The 16,799-nt window shown below is 68.0% G+C and carries 18 protein-coding genes; 8 read left to right on the plus strand and 10 right to left on the minus strand.

Features of this window, described 5'->3' with window-relative positions:
• Positions 1-245: 245 nt before the first annotated feature.
• The 8 genes from DFR24_RS18665 (at position 246) to DFR24_RS18700 (ending at position 6,249) form a co-directional block, all read left to right on the plus strand.
• On the plus strand, positions 246-530 hold the full coding sequence (locus DFR24_RS18665) for a c-type cytochrome (RefSeq protein WP_133882922.1): 285 nt from the start codon (positions 246-248) through the stop codon (positions 528-530).
• A complete protein-coding gene (locus DFR24_RS18670; protein ID WP_210772393.1) occupies positions 527-1,807 on the plus strand; it encodes an NAD(P)/FAD-dependent oxidoreductase in 1,281 nt (426 codons plus the stop codon). Before DFR24_RS18665 ends, DFR24_RS18670 begins: the two co-directional genes overlap by 4 nt.
• A complete protein-coding gene (locus tag DFR24_RS18675; RefSeq protein ID WP_133882923.1) occupies positions 1,776-2,501 on the plus strand; it encodes a MotA/TolQ/ExbB proton channel family protein in 726 nt (241 codons plus the stop codon). Before DFR24_RS18670 ends, DFR24_RS18675 begins: the two co-directional genes overlap by 32 nt.
• A complete protein-coding gene (locus tag DFR24_RS18680) occupies positions 2,498-3,100 on the plus strand; it encodes an ABC transporter G family protein (protein ID WP_133882924.1) in 603 nt (200 codons plus the stop codon). Before DFR24_RS18675 ends, DFR24_RS18680 begins: the two co-directional genes overlap by 4 nt.
• A complete protein-coding gene (locus DFR24_RS18685; protein ID WP_133882925.1) occupies positions 3,097-3,618 on the plus strand; it encodes a hypothetical protein in 522 nt (173 codons plus the stop codon). Before DFR24_RS18680 ends, DFR24_RS18685 begins: the two co-directional genes overlap by 4 nt.
• Before the next feature lie 8 nt (positions 3,619-3,626).
• Positions 3,627-4,331, plus strand: coding sequence for a hypothetical protein (locus DFR24_RS18690; RefSeq protein ID WP_133882926.1), 705 nt, complete (start codon positions 3,627-3,629; stop codon positions 4,329-4,331).
• Between the two features lie 209 nt (positions 4,332-4,540).
• On the plus strand, positions 4,541-5,458 hold the full coding sequence (locus DFR24_RS18695; RefSeq protein WP_133882927.1) for a glycosyltransferase family 2 protein: 918 nt from the start codon (positions 4,541-4,543) through the stop codon (positions 5,456-5,458).
• On the plus strand, positions 5,455-6,249 hold the full coding sequence (locus DFR24_RS18700; RefSeq protein ID WP_133882928.1) for a hypothetical protein: 795 nt from the start codon (positions 5,455-5,457) through the stop codon (positions 6,247-6,249). Before DFR24_RS18695 ends, DFR24_RS18700 begins: the two co-directional genes overlap by 4 nt.
• Here DFR24_RS18700 and DFR24_RS18705 read toward each other — a convergent pair.
• From DFR24_RS18705 to DFR24_RS18750, 10 genes are all read right to left on the minus strand, one after another.
• Positions 6,240-7,295 carry a glycosyltransferase gene (locus DFR24_RS18705; protein WP_133882929.1) on the minus strand — a complete coding sequence of 352 codons (1,056 nt, stop codon included), beginning with the start codon at positions 7,293-7,295 and terminating at the stop codon, positions 6,240-6,242. The genes DFR24_RS18700 and DFR24_RS18705 overlap by 10 nt on opposite strands.
• The gene (locus DFR24_RS18710; RefSeq protein WP_133882930.1) at positions 7,292-8,563 is read right to left on the minus strand and encodes a glycosyltransferase family 4 protein; all 1,272 of its coding nucleotides are present in this window, start codon (positions 8,561-8,563) and stop codon (positions 7,292-7,294) included. The genes DFR24_RS18705 and DFR24_RS18710 overlap by 4 nt, the downstream gene beginning before the upstream one ends.
• Positions 8,560-9,549 carry a glycosyltransferase gene (locus DFR24_RS24510; protein WP_162851313.1) on the minus strand — a complete coding sequence of 330 codons (990 nt, stop codon included), beginning with the start codon at positions 9,547-9,549 and terminating at the stop codon, positions 8,560-8,562. The genes DFR24_RS18710 and DFR24_RS24510 overlap by 4 nt, the downstream gene beginning before the upstream one ends.
• Complete coding sequence (locus DFR24_RS18720; RefSeq protein WP_133882931.1) at positions 9,549-10,577, minus strand: glycosyltransferase family 2 protein; 1,029 nt, start codon at positions 10,575-10,577, stop codon at positions 9,549-9,551. The genes DFR24_RS24510 and DFR24_RS18720 overlap by 1 nt, the downstream gene beginning before the upstream one ends.
• A 220-nt stretch (positions 10,578-10,797) precedes the next feature.
• Complete coding sequence (locus DFR24_RS18725) at positions 10,798-12,174, minus strand: ATP-binding protein (RefSeq protein ID WP_133882932.1); 1,377 nt, start codon at positions 12,172-12,174, stop codon at positions 10,798-10,800.
• A complete protein-coding gene (locus tag DFR24_RS18730) occupies positions 12,171-12,815 on the minus strand; it encodes a response regulator transcription factor (protein WP_133882933.1) in 645 nt (214 codons plus the stop codon). The genes DFR24_RS18725 and DFR24_RS18730 overlap by 4 nt, the downstream gene beginning before the upstream one ends.
• Before the next feature lie 184 nt (positions 12,816-12,999).
• A complete protein-coding gene (gene pedF, locus DFR24_RS18735) occupies positions 13,000-13,437 on the minus strand; it encodes a cytochrome c-550 PedF (protein WP_133882934.1) in 438 nt (145 codons plus the stop codon).
• A gap of 35 nt (positions 13,438-13,472) precedes the next feature.
• Positions 13,473-13,940: a c-type cytochrome gene (locus tag DFR24_RS18740; RefSeq protein ID WP_133882935.1), complete on the minus strand. Its 468-nt coding sequence runs from the start codon at positions 13,938-13,940 to the stop codon at positions 13,473-13,475.
• Positions 13,937-14,575, minus strand: a complete 639-nt coding sequence (locus DFR24_RS18745) for a pentapeptide repeat-containing protein (RefSeq protein WP_246051715.1) — start codon at positions 14,573-14,575, stop codon at positions 13,937-13,939. Before DFR24_RS18745 ends, DFR24_RS18740 begins: the two co-directional genes overlap by 4 nt.
• A gap of 70 nt (positions 14,576-14,645) precedes the next feature.
• Positions 14,646-16,529 carry a methanol/ethanol family PQQ-dependent dehydrogenase gene (locus DFR24_RS18750; protein ID WP_210772394.1) on the minus strand — a complete coding sequence of 628 codons (1,884 nt, stop codon included), beginning with the start codon at positions 16,527-16,529 and terminating at the stop codon, positions 14,646-14,648.
• Positions 16,530-16,799 lie beyond the last annotated feature (270 nt).

The raw sequence follows: 16,799 nt of genomic DNA on the forward strand, positions 1-16,799 counted from the left end.
GGGCGCAAAACCCTCGACGTTTCTGCGTGGTTCTCGCTCTCCCCGCGACAGCGGGGAGAGCCATCGGCTCCGGCGAGGACTGACTCGATGTCAGTCCAGTCAGGCCGATGGCGGGTGAGGGGCCGCTTTTTCGAAACCTCTCAACTCGAACTCCCCCGCCCTGTCCCATTTCCGGCACATGGCGCAAACCCTGTGACGCACTCCAGAATCCCCGTGTGCGCCCTGTCCTCTCCGTCGTTCGTCCGATGCACCGCCTCGCCGTGCTGGCGCTGGCGTGCCTGCTGCTCGCGACGCCGACGACCCGCGCGCAGGACTCGCTGAGCCTCTCCTGCGCGGTCTGCCACGGCGCCCGCAACGCGCCCTCCACCGTCCCGAGCTTCTACGGGATGTCCACGGCGCAGATCGAGTCCGCGCTGCGCGACTTCCGTAGCGGTGCGCGCGAAGGCACCGCGATGCCGCGGCTGGCCAAGGCGATGAGCGACGACGAGATCCGCGCGCTGGCCTACGAGTTCGGGGCGCCGGTGCGATGACGCCCCCCGATCGCCGCCGCCGGGCCCTGCTGCTGGCCGGCCTGTCCGTCGCCGGGCTTCCATTGGCGGCCTGGGCGCTCAAGCCGGTACGCGAACGTCCACGCCTGATCATCGTCGGGGGAGGCTTCGGCGGAGCCGCCTGCGCGCGCCAGCTCAGGTACCTGATGCCGGCGGCCGACATCACGCTGGTGGAGCCGCGCGCGCAGTTCTTCACCGGCCCGTCGACCAACGCCGCGCTGGCCTCGGTGTGCGCCGAGGGCGACATCGTGCGCGGCCCGGCCGCGCTCGAGGCCCTGGGCATCCGCTGGATACGCGAAGCCGCCACGGCACTGGATCCGGTGGCGCGGCGGCTGCGCCTGGCCTCGGGCACCGTGCTCGACGCCGACCGCGTGGTGCTGAGCCCGGGCGTGGCGATGCGCTGGGACCGCATTGCCGGCCTCGATGCGACCACCAGCGAGCGCATGCCGCACGCCTGGCTGGGCGACGCGCAGGTCTCGCGGCTGCGCGAGCGCATCGAATCCCTGCGCGACGGCGCGACGATCGCGATCAGCGCTCCCGCCAATCCCTACCGTTGCCCGCCCGGCCCGTACGAGCGCGCCAGCCTGCTCGCCTGGCGCCTGAGCGCGCGCCGGCTCAAGCGCTGCAAGATCCTGCTGCTCGACGCCAAGGACGACTTCACCAAGCGCGCGCTGTTCCAGGTGGGCTGGGACACGCTGTATCCCGGCATGGTCGAGTGGGTGCCGCACGCCAAGGGCGGAGAAGTGCTCGAGGTGGACGCGCGGCGCAACACGCTGCGCCTGCAGAACGGCTCGCGCCTGCGCGTGGATCTCGCCAGCGTCGTGCCGCCGCAGCGCGCGGCCGACATCGCGGTGGCCGGCGACCTGGTCGACGAATCCGGCTGGTGCCCGGTGAATCCGGCGAGTTTCGAATCCACGCGCCACGCCGGCATCCACGTCATCGGCGACGCCTGCATCGCGCAGCCGATGCCCAAGTCCGCCTTCAGCGCCAACAGCCAGGCCAAGCTGGTGGCGCTGGCCATCGCGGCCCAGTTCGCGGGCGGCCCGGCGCCGGTCCCGCGGCTGGTCAACACCTGTTACAGCCTGCTCGCGCCCGACTACGGAATCTCGGTAGGGGGTTTGTACGGCGTTGTGTCCGATCGCCTGAGCACATTGAATGACGGAATGAGTCCGCTGGGAGCCGCGCGCGAACTGCGTGCGCGGGAAGCGGCGTACGCACACGAATGGTATGAACAGATCACGCGCGACACTTTCGGCTGAGCTCCTGGGAGAGGTCGAGGGATCCAGTTTTCTCTACTGGTTCGTCCTCAGCGCCGCCTGCGTCTTCGGCGTCCACATGTCGTGGACGCTGGGCCTGCTCCAGCAGGTGCTGATCGCCGACACCACGCAGATCTCCGCGAGCATCGTGCTGATCTACTTCGGCTGCATGGCCTATGGCGGCTGGCGCGCCTACCAGCTCTCGAGCGCCCACTGCGGCCTCGACCGGATGCGCGCGCACTTCCGAAGCAGCGGCGAGCTGCCGTCCGCGTCCGGCCGCCTCGAGGAGTGGTCGCACGAGTACTGCTCGGGACTGCTGGAGGCGGCAGCGGACCGCGCCGCGCTGCGCGAAGTGCTGGAGGAACGGGCACGCGGCGCGCATGAGGCCGGCTGGTTCCTGTCCAGCATGATCCTCAAGCTCGGGCTGCTCGGCACCATCGTCGGGTTCGTCTTCATGCTCGGCGCGATCGATGCGATCAAGACGCTGACCACCGCCGACCTGCCGCAGATGCTCGGCAAGATGGGCGCCGGCATGGCGATCTCGCTGTACACGACGCTGGTGGGACTGGTGGCCAACATGGCGCTGGGCCTGCAGAACCTGATGCTGGACCGCTCTGCCGAACGCCTGGTCTCCGGCACGATGCAGTTCGCCGAGCGCGAGATGCTGCCGGCGCTCGCTGGGAACGTCGCGCCGTGAAGCGTGGAGCCGGGCGCACGCACTACGACCAGGATCCGTTCACGGACCTCCTGTTCAACGCGCTGCTCGGCTTCACGATGCTGTTCATGATCGCCATCACGTCGATCAACCCGCCGGCGAAGAAGCAGGGCGACATCCCGGCCAAGGCCGAGATGATCGTGACCACGACCTGGGCCGACGGCCTGAAGGACGACGTCGACACCTGGATCGAGGCGCCGGACGGCGAGATCGTCTGGTATCGCAATCCGGATGGCGGCCTGATGCACCTGGACCGCGACGATCGCGGCGCCGAGAACGACACGCTGCTGGTCGACGGAAAACCCATCGTCAACCCGCTGAATCAGGAAGTGGTGACCGTGCGCGGCGTGCTGCCTGGCGAGTACATCGTCAACGTGCAGCGCTACCACGCCTCCGACGGCAATGTGCTGCCGGTGGAAGTGAACGTGGTCAAGGTCAACCCGGTCCTGAAAGTCGTCTACTACGGCACGGTCGATCTGCCCTCCCAGGGCGCGGAGCGCACCGTGGTCCGCTTCACCGTCGGCCCCGACGGGGCCGTGTCCGGCATCAACACCCTGCAAAAGAACTTGGTCCAGCAATGACGATCGGATTGGAACTGGTACTGCTGTGCGCGCTCTACGTCGGCGTCGCGCTGATGGTGATCTACCTGGTGATCGGCTCGCGCCTGCCGCTGATGCTGCGTGCGGGGCTCGTCCTGCTGGTCAGCATCAGCTTCTTCGCGAGCTGGCTGCTGTGGCGCGACGTCGCGGGCTGGCCCGCGCGCGCCGAGCTGCCGGACAACTTCCTGTTCCACGCCGCCACCGTCGTCGAGCCGGACCCCGAGAAGTCGCAACTCGGCTCGATCTATGTGTGGGCCACCGAGCTCACCGACGAAGGCCCGGTCGGCATGCCGCGCGCCTACCGCGTGAATTACCTGAAGTCGACACACTCGCAGTTGCAGGAGGCCGAGGCGCGCATGCGCAACGGTATTCCGCAGGTGGGCAAGCGCAAGCGCGGCGCGGAAGGCAACCTCGCGATCGCCGGCGTCATGAAACGCCAGGAGGACGACCAGCAGTTCGACCTGGGCAATCTGCCCAGCCCCGCGCTGCCGGAAAAGTGAGGTCTTCCATGCGCGCGTCCCTTCTTCCCGTGCTGATGCTCGCCCTGTCGCTCGGTGCCTGCGGCGGCAAGCCGTCGTCCGACTACTTTCCGCTCGAACCGGGACTGGAATGGCAGTACGTCATTCACGAGAAGAACCCGGTCACCGACACGCTCACGCAGCTCGGGATGCGCAATCTCAAGACGGTGCGGCAGGAAGGCGAGCGATACGCGCGCCGGCTGGGCAGCGACGGCAACGAGTACTGGCTCAGCGCGAGCGACACCGCCATCCAGCGCGTCGGCCATCGCAGCGCGATCGATTTTTCGCCGCGCATGGACGAGCAGCCGCGCACGGTCATGCAGCTGCCGCCCACCTTGGGCCAGTGGTGGGAAGTCGACAGCCGGCCGTACATCCTCGAACGCGTCGAACCGTTTCGCGAGCGCTTCTCGCAGGACGAGTCCAAGCGCATCAACCTGCACATGAAGGTCGCCGCGCTCGACGACGTCGTCGAGGTTCCCGCCGGCCGCTTCGAGCGCTGCCTGCGACTCGAGGGAACCGGGCTGCTCAACGTGCTGGCCGACGCCCGCATCGGCGCCTCGGAAGTGCCGGTGACCCACACCGAGTGGTACGCGCCCGGCGTGGGACTGGTGAAGCTGGTGCGCAACGAAGCTCTGGCCACCGAGTCGATCGTCGGCGGCGAGATCACGATGGAACTGCTCGGCTTCGAACGCTGAGGATTTGAAGGCCGGCGGCATCGCCGGCCAGTCGCATAGCGAGGCTGCGTTCCGCAAGACGACGCCTCACCGGCTGGCAATTCGCAAAAATTGCATTTTGAAACCTGGCTGTAAGGTGTGGGTTTTTCGTGATTTTTTCGTTGGCATGCTGGTTGCCAACTTGTAGGTGGAGCGGCCGACCGGTCGCTGTAACTGCAAGGACGAGGGCCATGCCCGAACGACGCGCCTTCACGTTGTCGGTGGTGATGATCTGTCGCGACGAGGAAGATCGCATCGAGCGTGCCCTGCAATCCGTGCAGGGCTGGGCCGACGAGATCATCGTGCTCGACAGCGGCAGCCGCGACGCGACCGTCGAGATCGCGCGCCGCTACACGGCCAAGGTCTGGGTCACAGACTGGCCCGGCTACGGCCCGCAGCGCAACCGCGCGATCGGCAAGGCCAGCGGCGACTGGATCCTGAGCCTCGACGCGGACGAACGCGTCACGCCCGAACTGCGCGACGAGATCGACGCCTGCCTCTCGAATCCCGATCTCGAATACAACGTGCTGAAGATGCCGTGGCGCACCTACTTCTGCGGTGCGCCGCTGCGCTTCGGCCGCTTCAGCACGCCGCAGACGCGGATGTTCCGTCGTGAAGGGGCGTCCTACCGGAATCTGCAGGTCCACGAGTCGCTGGAGATGCCGGACAAGCGCGTGGGCGTGCTGAAGTCCTCGCTGGAACATCACAGCTGGCGCGACTATCACCACGCGCAGGAAAAGCATCTGCTGTACGCCTGCCTGCTCGCCGAGCAGAAGTACGCCGAAGGCCAGCGCAGCAGCCTGCTCTACGCCTCGAGCCGCCTCGTCTTCGACTTCCTGGTTCAGTACATCGGCCGCCTGTGCGTGCTCGATGGCTGGCGCGGCTTCCTGATCTCCGTGATCCTCGCCCAGTACGCGTTCCACAAGTACGCCGCACTGGCGATGCGGCAGAACGGCGCGCCGGCGATGCGCCCGCGCGTGTTCGCCGCGCCGCGTGCGGCCGTCGCGCAGCGCCGGCAGGTCCGGCCAGCCTGGAAGAAAGGGGCGCGTACGCGACTGCCCGTTCCCCACGCCGCCTCGCTGCTGGCGGCGCGGACCACACCGCCATGAACCCTTCGTCGACGCTGTCCGTGCGCAGCATCGGGTGGCTGCTGGCCGTGCTCGTGCTGTACGGCATCGGGCTGACACTGATCGAATTGCCGCTCGATCTCGAGCACTTCCGCGCGGTCTTCTCCGAGCGAGGTCCGTTCGAGCGGCTGTCGCCGCCGTTCTGGTTGCTGCTCGCGCTGACGATGTTCCTCGCAGCGTGGCGTCTGCCGCGGTCCTCCGCGTTGAAGATGGCGACCGTGGCCTTCGTGCCGGTGTTGTTCGCGATGCGCGAGGCGGACTGGCACTACAAGCTCGCTGGCGAGAACGTGCTGAAGCTCAAGTTCTATGCGCACGGCGTGGCGCCGCAGCACGTGAAGATCGTCGCCGGCATCGTCGTCGTGCTGGGCCTTGCCGTGTTGCTGCGCTCGCTCTACCTCGGTTATCGCCACCTGCGCACGCCGGGTGCGTTCTCGCAGACCTGGACCTGGAGCCTGCTGATCGGTGTGGCCACGCTGATCGGCACCAAGGTGCTGGATCGCTCGATCAACCTCGTCAGCGAATGGTTCGGCATCGTCTGGAGCGAAAGCACCGGGCACCTGATCGGCGCCTACGAGGAAGGATTCGAATGTGCGCTGCCGCTGATCTTCATGGTCGCGCTGGTGCAGTACCTGTTGATGCAGCAGCGGCTCAACGTAGCCCGGGTGCAACCCGGGATGTCTTTCGCCGGGCAAGCGGAATCCCGCTTTTTCGCTTCGCGAAATTCAACGCCCAAGCTACGCGTGGCCGTCGCATCGGAACGACGTCAGCGATAACGCTGGCGCAGCCGATCGTAGAACGACAGGTACGCGTTCACCGTCGACGACTCGTCGTGCCGCGTGCGCTGCGTTTCGCGCCCGCGACCGGCGAGCTGCTCGCGCAGCGCCGCTGATTCGATGACGCGGCGCAGCACATCGGCCATGCCCTGCACGTCGCCGATGTCGCACAGCAGTCCGTTGTCGCCGTCCACGATCAGCTCGCGGCCGCCGTCCGTGCGCGTCGAGATCACCGGCAGACCCTGGCTCCAGGCCTCCAGCATCACGTTGCCGTGCGCCTCTTCGCGCGAAGGGCAGATGAAGACATCCGCGAGCTGCAGCGCGGCGACCGGCTGGTCGACCCAGCCGGGAAAGTGCACGCGGTCCGGCGCGTCGGTGGCGAGCGCTTCGAGTTCCTTCCGCTGCGGCCCGCGACCCATCAGCAGCAGGTGCAGCGGCCGCCCGCCCCGCGTGGCGCCCAGCGACGAGAACGCCGGCAGCAGATCCTGATAGCCCTTCTTGTCGATGAATCGTCCCATCGAGACGATCAGCAGCGCGTCGTCGGGAATACCGAGCTGCGCACGCGTGAACGGCGGCGGCGTACCCGGCGCCAACACCGGGATGAAGTTGCGGATGTACTCGACGCGATCGGCCGGGAAGCCCTGCTGCACCATCCAGTCGCGCAGGCTGTGCGTGACGGTGACCCAGCCATGAGCGTGACGGAAATAGCGCGGGTGGTAGTAGCCGCCCAGCCGCGAAACGTGCACGCAGCCGCGCGGGGCCCGCGTCAGCCAGGTGGCGCGCGACATCCAGCTCTGCACGACGCTGCATTCGTGCTCACGCACGAGACGGCGGATGCCGAACACCGAAACCAGGTCGATGTAGTTGGCCATCGACAACTCGTGCAGCCCCTGCAGTCCCGCCAGCGCGTCGACCAGCGCGGAGCGGCGACGCACCGCGGCCACGGACACATGGCCGGCGCGGTTGAGTCCCTGCACCTGGCGCACGAACGTCATCTCCGCACCGCCCATGCGCGGACTGGCGATCACCTGCAGGCTGCGGATCATCGGATCGGCTTGGCGACGGGCGCCGTCGTCGGCAAGGGGGACGATGCCGCGTCGCTGCGGGCGCGCGCGCCGCGCAGCAGGCTCTTCAAGCGCTGCAGATGCGAGGCGTACGAGAAGCGCCCGTCCACCGTCGCGCAGGCGGCGGCGCTGAACGCCGCATAGCGACTCGCGTCGCCGACGATCTGCATCACCGCATCGGCCAGCGCCTCGGGATCGGGCAGTCCGGGCTCGGCAATGCTGCCGCGCTCGGGACGGTAGACCAGCGGATACACGTCGTTGCGGTCGCCCCCCAGCGCGTCGAACGCGGTCAGCGCCAACGTCGGCGTGACGCACAGACCGTCGACGCCATGCTCGATCACTTCGGACAAGCCATCGACGCGCGTGGCCACCACCGGGATGCCGCGACTCAGTGCCTCAGCGCAGGAGATGCCATAGGGCTCGCGCAACGCCGGATGCAGCATCAGGTCGATGTCGCCGAACCAGTCGTCCATCGAGGCGACCCAGCCAGCGAAGCGCACGCGCGAGCCGAGGCCCAGGTACTCTGCTTGTGCCTGCATCGCTTGCAGATCCGGACCTTCGCCAGCGACCCACAGCTCCGCGTCGATGCCGCGATCCACCAGCGCACGCAGCGCGTGGACCGCGAGCACCCCGCCCTTGAATGCACGCAGACGCGCGGCGAATCCGAGTCGCACCGGGCGATCGGCCTTCAGCGTGCGCGGCACTGCCGCATCCAGCCGATGCGAAAGCGCCGGCGTGCACACCTGGATGTCGCCCTGCACCTTCCAGCGCTGGCGCAGCATCTGTCGTGATGCTTCCGAGTTCGCCAGGTACAGATCGTAGGCCGTCGCGAACTCGGGATCCGGCCGCGGCACCTGTGTGAACCAGGCCGAGCCGCGCTCCCAGTACACCGCCGCGGCGCCCAGGCTGTGCGCCAGCCGCGCGGGATCGGCGTCGCCGACCTGGTTCCAGTTGATGACGCGATTGACGCGCCACTTCGTGGCCGCCGAACGCCGATGGCCGCGACGCAGTGCCGGCGGCGACGAGGGCAGCGGCAGTCCGTACCAGCGACGAACCTCGCGTGCCGGCGCGCTCAGGCAGGACAGCGCGTCGAGCATTCCGGGCGCGGCACCGCGCAGGTTCTCGATCAGGAAATTCTCGACCTCCGCATCCGCCTGCGTCGCGGCGAGAAAGCCGACAAGACTTTTCTCCATGCCGCCCCAGGCGCCGTTGCGCAGGTAGGCCTGGTGCAGGACGCGCAGCGCCGTCACGCGGGCGCACCGCGGCTCGGGCCACCGCCGAGCATCAGGCGCAGCTGGTGCAGACGGCCACGCGCCGAATGCACGCGGTACTGGCGCGCGAACCGACGGTCCATCGGCAACGCGAAGAGAGACGCGAGTTGTTGGGCCGCCACGTAGATCCCGATCTTCGCGGGCATCAGCAGCTTCGACCGCAGCCACAGCACCGGACGCGACCAGGCACCGCGCATCGCGCGCCGGTACTCGTCGCCGCGACCGGCGTTGAAGCCGCGCTGGCAGAGTTTGTCGAGGCTCAGGTTCTCCGGCGCCAGCACGTGTTCGACGCAGGGACCGGGCAGGTAGATCACCCGATGCCCCTGCGCCTTGAGCCGCAACGTGAGTTCGGTTTCTCCGCCCATGGCATAGGTGCCGGCCGCGGGACCCAGATCGGCGCGGAACGGCTGCGCACGCAGCAGGTCCGTGCGCACGGCGAAGTTGGGCCCGAACGGCGTACGCGGATACGGCCCCTCGCCCTGCGTTGGCTGGAACTCGGCGAAGCACTGCGCACGAAAGGGGAATCGATCGCTGCGGATCCAGTCCGCGCAATCGGCGGGAAAGCGAGGTGCGATGCGTCCGCCGAAGATCGCGTCGTCCGGCCAGCGATCGGTGCCCTGCTTCCACTGGCGCAGCCAGTCGGACGCGACACACACGTCGTCGTCGGACAGCACCGTGATGCGTCCGCGCAGGCCGGGCAGCGCGGTGTTGCGTGCGCGGTTCTGGCCCGACTCGGGCACATGCAGGCTGCGCAGCGGCAGGCGCGAACACCACTCGAGCAGCAGCTCCGAAGTGCGATCGGTGCTGCCGTTGTCGACGATCACCAATTCCCAGCGAATGCCGTCCGTGTCCATCGCCGCCATCGAACCCAGCGTGCGTTCCAGCGAGTCCGCGCGCGAACGGGTCGCGATCAGGACCGAGAGATCCAGGCCAGGCGGCTCGTCGCCTCGTCTGGCGTTGAACATCAGCCCGCCTGCTCCCGCACCAGCAGGCTCGCCACCGCGATACGCCAGGCGCCGGCCGACGCCGGTCGCATCTGCAGCAGCTTGAAGGCATGCCGGCGCGCGCTGCGACCACGGCGGGCGCCGATCGCGGTGACGGCGGCGCGGCGCAGGTAGTCGAGATGCATCGTCGGCGCCCATACGCGCAGCGCCTCGCCGTGCTCGTGCATCAAGGCATCGAATCCGTCGGCCGAATCCTGCAGGAAGACCTTCTTGCGGTTCGACAGCAGTTCCGCGTCGCGACCGGGCCGATCCAGCGCGCGCACATTGGTGACCAGTCGCTCGCCGGCATCCTGGTGATACAGCCGCAGCACATCCGGAAACATGCGGGAGCGAAAGCGCAGCGCGAAGTCGAGGTGGTACTTCGTCATCTGCATGCGGCTGTCGGGATAGCGCACGACCTCGAAACATTCGCGCCGCACGCAGCGGATCATGTCGCGCGCCTGGTGCGCGGTCTGCTCGAGAAACTGCAGGTAGCCCTCGTAGCCCCACTCGGTCATCCGCGGCACGACCGGCGGGGTCGTGTCGCCGTCGTCCAGCCGGCAGCGAAACCATAGCGCGTGCAGCGTCTCCGGCGCTCGCTCGACCGCCTCGGCCATGCGCGCGAGCGCGCCGGGCAGCAGTTCATCGTCGCTGTCCAGGAACACGACCCAGGGCGCCACCGCGCGATCCACACCGAGGTTGCGCGCAGGGCTGACACCGCGGTTGACGTCGCACTCGATCAGCTTGAATCGCGGATCCGACGACAGGAACCGGGTGCAGCGTGCCTTCGAATCATCGACCGACGCATCGTCGACAATGACCACTTCGTAGCTCGCGAAATCCTGGATGCCGATGCTGTCGAGACAGCGCTCGATCGTGTCTCCCCGATTGAACATGGGGACGACGATGCTGAACAGCGGCGAGGCGGCGTTGGCGAAGCGCTCGAGCCGCGCCCGCACGTTCGCGGCGAGGTCCGTCGCCGCCGGCTGCTGGGTGGCCAGACGGTTCACGCGGGATCACCGAACAAGGCCGACGGGATGGAAAGGCTCATTTCGGAGAATCTGGCGGCGGTCGATGAGCAAAACCGACACATGGCCCGTGCCAAGACGCGCAACTGCCGGAGGCGACGCACAAACGTCGATGCCTCCCGCTCCCGCTCGCTTACCTGGGCTTTGCGAATCGCAAGCTGCACGGCGGCAGTTTTGCAATTTGCCGCGCGCACCGCGGCGCTCAGGCGATCGGAAACTCCGCCTCGATCACGGTGCCGGCGCCGGCCTTCGAGACAACCGTGAAGGTCCCGGACAGCGCTTCGGCGCGCTCGCGCATTCCCGCCAGTCCGTAGCCGCGATACGAGCCTTGCGCGTCGAAGCCGCAGCCATCGTCGCCCACCCGCAATTTCACGGCCGCGCCTTCGAGCATCACGCGAACGCCGATGGTCTTCGCCCGCGCATGCCGCGCCGCGTTCGACAGGCTCTCCTGGACGATGCGGTACAGGTGCACCGCGCGATCTCCAGGCATGCGGTCGCAACCCGGATCGAGCTCCGCGCCCAGCGCGATGTCCGGATGATCTTCGCGCCAGCGGTCGAGCAGACCGTCCAGCGCACCGACCAGGCCCAGGCTCTCGATCGACGGCGGACGCAGCCGTCCCACCAGACGCCGGCTGATGCGATGGATCTCCGCGACCGAAGCGCGCAACTGCTGCAGGCGCACCTCGCGCTGCACCTGCTCCTCGGGCGCCATGCGCGCGACGCGGATGGTTTCCATCTCGATGGCGGTGACGTGCTGGCCGATCTCGTCATGCAGCTCGCGCGCGACCATGCGCCGCTCGTCCTCCTGCAGGTCGAGGTTTCGCAGATGCAGCGAGCGCACCTGTTCACGGCCCCGCGCGATGCGGTCCTCGAGTTCACCGAGCTTCTCGGACAGCAGCCGGACCTCGGGCGGCCCGGAGCGCGGAAGCTCGGTGGCGCGCTGGCCGCGACCGATCTGGTCCATCGCCCGTACCAGGCGCTCCAGCGGCCGCAGCGCGAACGAGATCGTCAGGAACACGCAGAGATTCACCGCGAACGCGAGCGCCCCGATCACCAGCAGCAGGCTGCGCACGTCGACCCAGGCTTCGCGCAGTTCGTCGCGCGGATCCGCCTCGAGGTGGACGCGCATCGTCTTCTCGGTCAGCGGAATCTCGCGCAAGACCGGCGGCTCGCTGAACTCGGCGCCCTGCACGAACCAGCCGGGCACGCCCAGCGGCGCCTCGGGAAACGCGCAGCGATCGCGGGGTGCGCTGCGAGTGTCGAGCGACACGCAGAGGTGGCGCGCGCCGGTGAAGCCGGCCACCCATTTCGCGAGCACGCGCTCGACTTCGATGTCGTCGAGATCGCGGATCAGCGACAGCGTGAGATCCAGGCTCGCCGTGGCGCTGCGCAGGCTGGTGTCGACTTCGCGCGACACGGCGACGCGGGCGTTGCCGACCGCCACGAGCGCTGCGCCCGCGAGCGCTGCCGTCAGCAGCAGGCCGATCGCCAGAGACAGGCGCCAGCGCAATTCCAGGCGCGCCGGCCGGGCCGCGCGAGCGGACGTCCCGTTCGCGAGCGCCTTGCCCGGCGGGCTCATATCGGCGTGACGATCCCCGCGGCCAGCGCCACGCGCGCCATCTCGGCGCGGTTTTCGATCTGCAGCTTGTTGCGGATGGCGGTGCCGTAATTGGCCACCGTCTTCGTGCTCAGGTGCAGCGAGCGCGCGATGGCCTCCACCGGCTGGCCTTCGGCGAGCTGGCGGAAGATCTCGAACTCGCGCTCGGACAGGCGCTCGAGACCTTGCGTGCCGCGCGCGCGCGGACGGCTGCGCGTCAGCGACGGATCGACGAACGTCGAGCCCGATGCGACCGCAGTGACGGCCTCGACCAGCATCTCGGGATTGGAGCGCTTGCACAGGTAACCGGCAGCGCCGAGTCCGATGGCGCGTTCCACCATCGCCGGCTCGTCGTGCATGCTCACCACCAGCACGCGCGCATCGCGCTGCCGGCAGCGCATGCGGCGCAGGATCTCCAGGCCACCGGCGCCCGGCAGCGAAAGATCGAGCACGGTGACGTCGACGCCGCCGCGCAGAAACCGGCGGTATCCGGCCACGGCCGTCGAGGCCTCTGCCACCACCTGCAGGTGGCGCGTGCAATGCAGCAGGTACTTGTACCCGGCGCGCACCAGCGCGTGGTCGTCGATCAGCAGGATGCGGGTGATGGCAGGTGCAGGAGACATGGGGTCACGCGCTCGCGTGGAGGCTCGTCGTCCGGCAAAGGATAGACCAGCGGGCGCGGGCGCCACAGGCTTGCGGACCCCTAGCGTCCCCACGGATCCGGCCCCCGTAGCCCGGGTGAAACCCGGGATTGCGTTCCGTGTTCGAGGGGAACCCCGGGTTTCACCCGGGCTACGACTGCCGGCCTCACTGCTCGGCATGCACCGTTTCGAGCCAGGTCCGGATCGCCCAGATCGCTTCCTCGGAGAAGATCGATCCGAACGCCGGCATGTAGGTCACGCCGTTGCGGATCGCGCCGTTGCGGACCTTCTGCGCGAAGTATTCGTCGCCTTCCTTGCCCACCGGCAGGTAGCGCAGATCCGGCGCGATCCCGCCGGAGACGGCGCCGAGCCCGTGGCAGCGGGCACAGTTCTGGTTGAACGCCGACGCGCCGATCTTGGTGGCGGCCGCATCGCCGCGGTACGGGTTCTCCGACAGCGGGCCGTCCAGCTTCTTCAACGCGTGCGTATCGACCGCCTGCGGTGCGGTATCACCGTGCGCGTGGACGGTGAAGGTCGCGGATGCGGCGCACAGGGCGAGCAAGGTCGCCAGCAGCGGGGTCTTGATGCGCAAGGAAGTCGCCATTGGGAAAGGATCCACGGAAGAAGGGGCTTGGCGGCTCACGGCCGCTGCGATTCGATGAAGGTCTTGATCGACCAGAGCTGCTCGCTGCTCAGCACGCCCCGCCACGGCGGCATGTGCACGGTGCCGACGACGATCTTTCCGCCGAGCACCGACTTGGCGAAGTACTGGTCGACATCGGCCAGGCAATGCGTGCGGAGCGCCTCGTCCTCGATGCGCCGGCAGAAGCCGTCGAGGCGGCGCAGATCGGGCGCGGGCGAACGATTGCCGACCGCGTCGGCGCCGTGGCAGACGGCGCAGCTCTGGTTGAAGATCGCGTGGCCGGCTTCCACGACTTCAGCCTTGCCGCGATACGGATTGGTCTTGCCGGCATAGCCGTCCAGCGACGGCAGCGCCGAGGTGTCGACGGTCGGCGGCACCGGGACCGGTCCGCCGCTCCACGCTGCGAGCGGGAAGAGTGCGAGCAGCAGCGCACCTGCGAGATGACGGCAGCGATGCGTGCTCATTTCCAGTTGTCCGGGCAGCCCGTGCAGCCGTCGAAATTGCTGTTCGGGAAGATGGCGAAACGCAGCAGCGTTCCTTCGAGATTCGCGTCCTTGAGATTGACGGTGTCGAACTTGGCTTCCTGCAGATTGGCGTTGGTCAGGCGCGCGCCGTTGAACATCGCGTAGCTCGCGCGGATCGATTCGAGATTCGCGGCCGTGAGGTCCGCGCCGCTGAAGTCGGTACGCATGATCTTGGCGAACAGCAGGTTCGCGCCGACCATCCTGGCGCCCCGGAACGTCGCCGCCGGTGCGTTGGCCAGCGACAGGTTCGCTCCCGTCAGGTCGGCGCCGTCGAGGTTGGCGCCCGCGAGGTTGGCGCCGCTCAGATCGACGCGTTGCAGTTGCGCGCCCGCGAGATTCGCGCCGCGCAGGTTCTGCCCCGCGAGCGCCGCGTGGCGAAGGTCGACGCCGGCGCACTGCGCCAGCGGCCAGATGCCGCAGCCGTGGATCACGTGCGGCTCGAACGGCCCGCGCGGCGCGGCGTGGACTTCATCGGTGAGCGTGCCGGCGGTGTCGGCGTCGATCGCCCATGCGGTTCCCATCGACAACAGGAACGCGATCAGCGCGCGATGCAGCACGTTGCCTGAAGCAGGCATTCGGGATTCTCCGGTGGAGAGACGACGGCGCGACGGGAACATCGCGCCGCCATCTGTTCTGCCTGCGGGATCAGCGCTGCGCGACAGCCGCCTTGGGCAGCTTGAACACCCAGAACGATCCGCCCTGCGTGACCTTCTTGGTCATGTCGGCCATGTCGCCGCCCCACAGCGGCACGGCGCCGCCGTAACCCGAGGCGATGCCCACGTACTGCTCGCCGTCCATCTCCCAGGTGATCGGGCTCGACACCACGCCCGAGCCGGTCTGGAACTGCCAGAGCTGCTTGCCGGTCTTGTCGTCGAAGGCCTTCACGTAGCCGTCCGATGTGCCGGTGAACACCAGGCCGCCGGCGGTGGTCAGCGTGCCGGCCCACAGCGGCATCTCTTCCTTGTGCTGCCAGACGATCTTGCCGGTCTGCGGGTCGATGGCGCGCAGCACGCCGACGTGATCGTCGAACAGGCGCTTGATGCGGAAGCCCTGGCCCAGGTACGCGGCGCCGGCCTTGTACGTGATGTTCTCGGACCAGTAATCCATCGCCCAGTGATTGGCCGGGATGTAGAACAGGCCGGTGCTCGGGCTGTAGCTCATCGGCATCCAGTTGGTGCCGCCGAGGAACGGCGGCGAGACGAAGATCGTGTCGCCCTTGTCCGCGCCTTCGGGTGGCTTCGGCGGATGCTGGCCCTCGACGATGTTCGGACGGCCCGTTTCCAGGTTCCAGCTCTTGGCCCAGGTGATGCCGTCGACGAACGGCCACGCGTGGATCAGCGACGTCGGCTTGTTGATCTTCTTCTCGGGCTTGGCGAGACGCTCGCGGTCGGTCACGAAGAAGAAGCCGTTGCGATCGGCGTGCGCGGAGGCCTTCACTTCCTTGCCGGTCTTGGCGTCCTTGTATTCGAACAACAGCACCGAGTTGTTGCCGGAGAAATCCCAGGAATCGTTCGGCGTGTGCTGGAAGAAGCCCTTCGGCTCACCGTTGGACGGATCGATATAGACCTGGCCCGAGGTGTAGAGACTGTCCCAGTTGCGTGGATCGTCACCTTCCTTGGTGCGCTTCCAGGTGTTCCACGGCGCCGGGTTGCCGGTGCCGATGACGATGGTGTTGGTGTCGACGTCGAACGTCGCGGTCTGCCACGGCGCGCCGCCACCCTGGTTCCAGGCTTCCACGAGCTTGCCGTCCTTGTCGCGCGGCCACGACGGCGCCTTCGGATCGCCCGTAGGCGTGCTGTCCTTGCCATTGGCGCGGCCCATGTGGCCTTCCACCATCGGACGCGCCCACAGCTCCTTGCCGGTGTCCGGATCGCGGCCGTACAGCCAGCCGACGACGCCGAACTCATCGCCCGACGAACCGTGCACGAGCACGATCTTGCCGGTCTTCTTGTCCTTCACGATGAACGGCGCGCCAGTCATCGTGTAGCCGACCTTGTGATCGCCGAACTTCTCGTTCCAGATCACCTTGCCGGTCTTGCGATCGAGCGCAACGACGGCGCCGTCGAGCGTGCCGAAGAACACCTTGTCGCCGTAGATCGCCGGACCGCGATTGACCACGTCGCAGCACGGACGGATGTCGTCCGGCAGGCGATGGTTGTATTCCCACAGCCGCTTGCCGGTACGCGCGTCGACGGCGAAGAAGCGCGAATACGAGCCGGTCACGTAGACGATGCCGTCGTACACCAGCGCCTGCGATTCCTGCCCGCGCTGCTTCTCGCCGCCGAAGGAGAAGCTCCACGCCGGCAGCAGCCCCGCGACGTTGTCGGCGTTGATCGTCTTCAGCGGGCTGTTGCGCTGCGCCTTCAGGCCCAGGCCGTAGGACAGCACGTCCTGCGGGGTCTTGTCGTCGTTGGCGATGTCGTCCCAGGTCACGCCGGCGGCTTGGGCGTGGCCGGATAAACCGGTGGCGGCGACCAGCGTGGCCGCGACAGCGGCCGGCGCGAGACGCATGAAGGGTGTGCGACGCATGGGTGTTTCTCCTCGAATGATGGCCCGGCCGTCTTTCGCGTGATGGCCTGTCTTGTTGTTCCCCGTGACGTGGCGGTGGGAAGCGACGAGACGATCGTTCGAAAGGAACGCGCCCGACCTGCTGATCACCGCGGCGCGCAGGCTGTCATCGCATCAGCAGGCACTCAATGAAAAAACAGCGTTTCCAGCAAACGGAGGGAGTATTTCCTGCACGCTCGCCGAGGCGTCGTCGGATCGAATCGAAAAGTGTCCCAACTTCGGGACGTAAAG

This window comes from Panacagrimonas perspica (genome assembly GCF_004364935.1).
GTDB lineage: Bacteria > Pseudomonadota > Gammaproteobacteria > Nevskiales > Nevskiaceae > Panacagrimonas > Panacagrimonas perspica.

What these genes read in the sequence shown, in the direction of transcription:
- pedF (WP_133882934.1), bottom strand. Translation starts at nt 13,437, where the DNA reads ATGGCGACTTCCTTGCGCATCAAGACCCCGCTGCTGGCGACCTTGCTC.
- DFR24_RS18685 (WP_133882925.1), top strand. Translation starts at nt 3,097, where the DNA reads ATGACGATCGGATTGGAACTGGTACTGCTGTGCGCGCTCTACGTCGGC.
- DFR24_RS18725 (WP_133882932.1), bottom strand. Translation starts at nt 12,174, where the DNA reads ATGAGCCCGCCGGGCAAGGCGCTCGCGAACGGGACGTCCGCTCGCGCG.
- DFR24_RS18690 (WP_133882926.1), top strand. Translation starts at nt 3,627, where the DNA reads ATGCGCGCGTCCCTTCTTCCCGTGCTGATGCTCGCCCTGTCGCTCGGT.
- DFR24_RS18730 (WP_133882933.1), bottom strand. Translation starts at nt 12,815, where the DNA reads ATGTCTCCTGCACCTGCCATCACCCGCATCCTGCTGATCGACGACCAC.
- DFR24_RS18665 (WP_133882922.1), top strand. Translation starts at nt 246, where the DNA reads ATGCACCGCCTCGCCGTGCTGGCGCTGGCGTGCCTGCTGCTCGCGACG.
- DFR24_RS18695 (WP_133882927.1), top strand. Translation starts at nt 4,541, where the DNA reads ATGCCCGAACGACGCGCCTTCACGTTGTCGGTGGTGATGATCTGTCGC.
- DFR24_RS18745 (WP_246051715.1), bottom strand. Translation starts at nt 14,575, where the DNA reads ATGCCTGCTTCAGGCAACGTGCTGCATCGCGCGCTGATCGCGTTCCTG.
- DFR24_RS24510 (WP_162851313.1), bottom strand. Translation starts at nt 9,549, where the DNA reads ATGTTCAACGCCAGACGAGGCGACGAGCCGCCTGGCCTGGATCTCTCG.
- DFR24_RS18740 (WP_133882935.1), bottom strand. Translation starts at nt 13,940, where the DNA reads ATGAGCACGCATCGCTGCCGTCATCTCGCAGGTGCGCTGCTGCTCGCA.
- DFR24_RS18750 (WP_210772394.1), bottom strand. Translation starts at nt 16,529, where the DNA reads ATGCGTCGCACACCCTTCATGCGTCTCGCGCCGGCCGCTGTCGCGGCC.
- DFR24_RS18675 (WP_133882923.1), top strand. Translation starts at nt 1,776, where the DNA reads ATGAACAGATCACGCGCGACACTTTCGGCTGAGCTCCTGGGAGAGGTC.
- DFR24_RS18700 (WP_133882928.1), top strand. Translation starts at nt 5,455, where the DNA reads ATGAACCCTTCGTCGACGCTGTCCGTGCGCAGCATCGGGTGGCTGCTG.
- DFR24_RS18670 (WP_210772393.1), top strand. Translation starts at nt 527, where the DNA reads ATGACGCCCCCCGATCGCCGCCGCCGGGCCCTGCTGCTGGCCGGCCTG.
- DFR24_RS18705 (WP_133882929.1), bottom strand. Translation starts at nt 7,295, where the DNA reads ATGATCCGCAGCCTGCAGGTGATCGCCAGTCCGCGCATGGGCGGTGCG.